Genomic DNA, 4,358 nt, shown 5'->3' with positions numbered 1-4,358 from the left:
CGCGTCACCGGGATCGAGGTGCTGCCGCCCGCGGCGCTCGGTCGCCCGCGTGTAGACGTCACCTGGCGCATTTCAGGCCTGTTCCGCGACATGTTCCCGACCCAGATCGCACTGATAGATGCCGCTGCCAATGCAGTTGCCAGTCGCGACGAGGACGATTCGGAAAACCCTCTTGCCGCTGCGACCCGCGCCCAAGGCAAGGTCAGCCCGCGCATTTTTGGCACCTCGCCAGGCACCTATGGCGCCGGCGTCGAGGATCTGATGTCACGCGGCGAATGGGGCGCGCGCGAAGAAATCGGCCGCGCCTATCTCGACGCCACATCGCATGCCTATGGCGGCGCCGATGGTGAGGCGATCGCGGCGCCCGGCGCCTTCGAAGGCCGCATCGCCGCAGCCGATCTCCTCGTCCACACCGGCGATGATCCCTGTCGCGATATCCTGGAGGGTTCGGCCGACGTCGCCTTCATCGGCGGCTTTTCGGCAGCCCTTGCCACGCTGGGCAGGAATGCCGACGTGATCGTGCTCGACACCACGGACCCGAAGAAACCCAAACCACGCTCGGTCGGCGAAGCGGTGTCGCGGGTGGTGCGTGCCCGCGCCGTCAATCCCCGCTTCATCGCCGGGCAGATGCGCCACGGCCCGCGCGGCGCCTCGGAATTCGCCGAAACGGTCGATCGCCTGGTCGGCTTCGCGGAGACCACGCATGCCATATCAGGCACGCTGATCGAAGCCGTGCACGACGCCTATCTCGGCGACGCCGATGTGCGCGCCTTCATCCTGCGCGAAAACCCGGCGGCCGCGAAGGTCATCGCGGAGCGGTTCCTCTCCGCGCGGCGACGCGGCCTCTGGCATCCGCTCCGCAATTCGATCGACGACGATCTCGCCGCCTTGATCGCCGAAGCGCAGGCGACCGGGGTCGCGGCATGAACGCGTTTTCGCGGCGCGGCGCCTGCCCTGCCCTCAGCGCTCCGATGCAGACCGGCGACGGGCTGCTGGTGCGGCTCAATCCCGTCGCTGGAGGACTGGTCCCAAAAGCATTGATCGGGCTCGGTGAATCAGCGCTGCGCCACGGCAATGGCATCATGGAAGTGACCGCGCGCGGCAGCCTGCAGATCCGCGGGCTGACAGCCGAAAGCGTCAGGCTGCTGGCTGCCGAAGTGGATGCGCTGGGCATAGCGGTGCGCAGCGGCGTTCCGGTCGAGATCGGGCCGCTGGCGGGAATCGATCCGCTGGAGATTACCGATCCAACATCGCTGGCGGACATGATCAGGGTGGCGATCGAAGAGGCTGGCCTGACAGGAAGGCTCGGGCCGAAGGTGTCCGTGGTTGTCGACGGCAGCGGGCAATTGACCATGGATGCCGTGACAGCTGATGTGAGGCTGAAGGCGCTGCGGGCTGGCGACAAGGTTCTCTGGCGCGTGTCTGTTGCCGGGGACGCGCATAGTGCAAGGCCGCTCACGACAGTCGATGAAGATGCTGCGCGCGACATCGCTGTGGCGGCGCTGAGGATGGTCGCGGAAAAAGGTCGTGAGGCGCACACACGCGATATGTCGGCGCGGCAGCTGGCCTCTCTCGCAGGCTGGCATTCCTTCGCGCCCCCCTCTGTGCTGCCGGACATCTCCCCCAGAAGGGGGGAGATTGCCTTGTCATCGGCGGCTTCGCCAATCTCCAACGTCGCTGGGGAAAAGCCGGCGCAGAAGCTGCCAATCTCCCCACAAGTGGGGGAGATGTCCGGCAGGACAGAGGGGGGCGCCGTAGAGCGCCCTCGTTCGCCAATTGGCCATTTTCCCCTCAACAACGGCCACGCCCTCGGCATCGCCCTGCCCTTCGGCAGCATGCCTGCGCAAAACATTATCGACCTTTCCAGGCAGTCCTCGGATCTCGGCACCACCGAAATCCGCCTCGCCCCGAGCCGTGCCCTGCTGTTCCTCGGCCTGTCGCCATCCGCCTGCGCGAACCTGCAATCCTTCGCCACAACCCTCGGCTTCGTCACCTCTCCCGCCGACCCGCGCACGCGCATCGCCGCCTGCCCCGGCACGCCGGCCTGCGCATCCGGCCGCATCGCCACCCGCGCGATCGCCGAGACGGTCGCAAAGGAGAGCGCCGACTTCCTCGATCCCTCGCTCACCCTCCACATTTCCGGCTGCGCCAAGGGCTGCGCGCATCCAGGTTCCGCAATGTTGACCTTGGTCGGCGACGAAAACGGAGCCGGACTTGTCGTGGACGGGACGGCAAAGGCCCTTCCTGCCGGATACAGGCCGGGCTATGACGCCGCGCGCGGGGTCGCCGGCATTGCGGCGGCGATCCACCGCGAACGACATCCCGGCGAGACCGCCGCCGCCTGCCTGGCAAGGCTTGGCGCGGCTGACATCGCCGAACTCTATCGACGGAACTGAAGAATGGCCACCTACGACTACATCCATGACGGAATGGCGATCTACGAACGCTCTTTCGCCATCATCCGCGCCGAGGCCGACCTTTCGCGCTTCTCAGAGGCGGAAGCCGATGTCGCGATCCGCATGATCCATGCCTGCGGCCAGGTCGAAGCTGCCGGTCATTTCGTCTTTTCCAGCGGTTTCGTTGAAGCGGCCCGTGGAGCGCTGGCTGCCGGCGCGCCGATCTTCTGCGACGCCGAGATGGTTGCGCAGGGCGTCACCCGCGCCCGTCTGCCGGCAGGCAATGAGGTGGTCTGCACGCTGCGCGACCCGCGCACGGCCGACCTCGCAAAAGACATCGGCAACACACGCTCGGCGGCGGCAATCGACCTTTGGGGAGGACGCATGGCCGGATCGGTCGTCGCCATCGGCAACGCCCCCACCGCGCTCTTCTACCTGCTGGAAAGGCTGCGCGATGGCGCGCCGAAGCCGGCTGCGATCATTGGCATGCCGGTCGGTTTCGTCGGCGCGGCCGAATCCAAGGATGCGCTGGCCGAGAATTCCTACGGCGTGCCTTACGCCATCGTGCGCGGTCGGCTGGGCGGCAGCGCCATGACCGCCGCCGCGCTCAATTCCCTGGCGAGGCCTGGCCTGTGAACGCTTTGCCAAAGGGAAGACTGGTCGGCGTCGGAACCGGCCCCGGCGATCCGGAACTCCTCACATTGAAGGCGGCGCGCGCGTTGGCCGAGGCCGACGTCGTCGCTTATTTCGCCAAGCGAGGCAACAACAGCAATGCGCGCGCCATCGTCGAGGCGCGCTTCCGGCCGGATATGATCGAATTGCCGTTGCTCTATCCGGTGACGACCGAAATCGACAAGGACCACGACGACTACCGCTCGCAGATCACTGATTTCTACGAGCAGTCGGCCGAACAGGTCGCCGAGCACCTCAGCGCCGGTAAGATGGTGGCGGTTCTGTCGGAAGGTGATCCGCTCTTCTACGGTTCCTACATGCATCTCCATGTACGCCTCGCGCATCGCTTCCCCACCGATGTCATCCCCGGCATCACCGCCATGTCCGGCTGCTGGTCGCAGTCCGGCCTGCCGATCGTGCAGGGCGACGATGTGCTGACCGTGCTGCCGGGCACGATGAGTGAGTTCGAGCTGACGCGCCGCCTTGCCGACACCGATGCCGCCGTCATCATGAAGGTTGGCCGCAACCTGCCGAAAATCCGCCGCGCGCTGGAAGCCACCGGCAAGCTGGCCAGGGCCATCTATGTCGAGCGCGGCACCATGGCGGGCAGCGTCTCGATGCGGCTTGCTGAAAAGTCGGACGACAGAGCGCCCTATTTCGCCATCGTGTTGGTCGCCGGGTGGTCCGCCCGCCCCGGGGCAAAGCCATGAGTGGCCGTCTCACCGTCATCGGCCTCGGTCCGGGGAACGCCGACCAGGTCACGCCGCAGGCAGCAAATGCCGTCGCCGAGGCTTCCTTCTTCTATGGCTACAAGCCCTATCTCGACCGGCTGGAATTGCGGCCGGACCAGACGCGCATCGCCTCCGACAACCGCGAGGAGCTCGCCCGCTCCAATGAAGCGCTGGCCAAGGCCGCCGACGGCCACAACGTCGCCGTCGTCTCCGGCGGCGATCCGGGTGTCTTCGCCATGGCTGCCGCCATCTGCGAGGCGATCGAAGCCGGCCCTGCGGAGTGGCGCGCCATCGACATTTCGGTCGTTCCCGGCGTCACCGCCATGCTCGCGGTCGCCGCCCGCATCGGCGCGCCGCTTGGTCACGATTTCTGCGCCATCTCGCTTTCGGACAATCTGAAACCGTGGGACCTGGTCGAACTGCGGCTGCTGGCGGCTGCCGGCGCCGGCTTCGTCATCGCGCTCTATAACCCTATCAGCAAGGCAAGGCCCTGGCAGCTCGGCCGCGCCTTCGAATGCCTGAAAGCGATCCTGCCCGGCACCACGCCGGTGATCTTCGG

Annotated in this window: 5 protein-coding genes; all 5 read left to right on the top strand. The window is 66.7% G+C overall.

All coding sequences use genetic code 11. The annotated features are described in order from the left end of the window. The coding region (locus Q0L57_RS06975) for a cobaltochelatase subunit CobN (protein WP_296739964.1) at positions 1–927 on the top strand (927 nt) is incomplete at its 5' end. Next, positions 924–2,396 carry a precorrin-3B synthase gene (gene cobG, locus Q0L57_RS06970; RefSeq protein ID WP_296739962.1) on the top strand — a complete coding sequence of 491 codons (1,473 nt, stop codon included), beginning with the start codon at positions 924–926 and terminating at the stop codon, positions 2,394–2,396. The genes Q0L57_RS06975 and cobG, both read left to right, overlap by 4 nt. A gap of 3 nt (positions 2,397–2,399) precedes the next feature. Continuing rightward, complete coding sequence (locus Q0L57_RS06965) at positions 2,400–3,032, top strand: precorrin-8X methylmutase (RefSeq protein WP_296739959.1); 633 nt, start codon at positions 2,400–2,402, stop codon at positions 3,030–3,032. Then, positions 3,029–3,778 carry a precorrin-2 C(20)-methyltransferase gene (locus tag Q0L57_RS06960; RefSeq protein WP_296739957.1) on the top strand — a complete coding sequence of 250 codons (750 nt, stop codon included), beginning with the start codon at positions 3,029–3,031 and terminating at the stop codon, positions 3,776–3,778. The genes Q0L57_RS06965 and Q0L57_RS06960 overlap by 4 nt, the downstream gene beginning before the upstream one ends. Beyond that, the coding region (locus tag Q0L57_RS06955) for an SAM-dependent methyltransferase (protein ID WP_296739954.1) at positions 3,775–4,358 on the top strand (584 nt) is incomplete at its 3' end. The genes Q0L57_RS06960 and Q0L57_RS06955, both read left to right, overlap by 4 nt.

The organism is Mesorhizobium sp. (assembly GCF_024509055.1).
In the GTDB taxonomy this organism is placed as follows: domain Bacteria; phylum Pseudomonadota; class Alphaproteobacteria; order Rhizobiales; family Rhizobiaceae; genus Mesorhizobium.
This window is presented reverse-complemented; position numbering and strand designations above follow the sequence as displayed.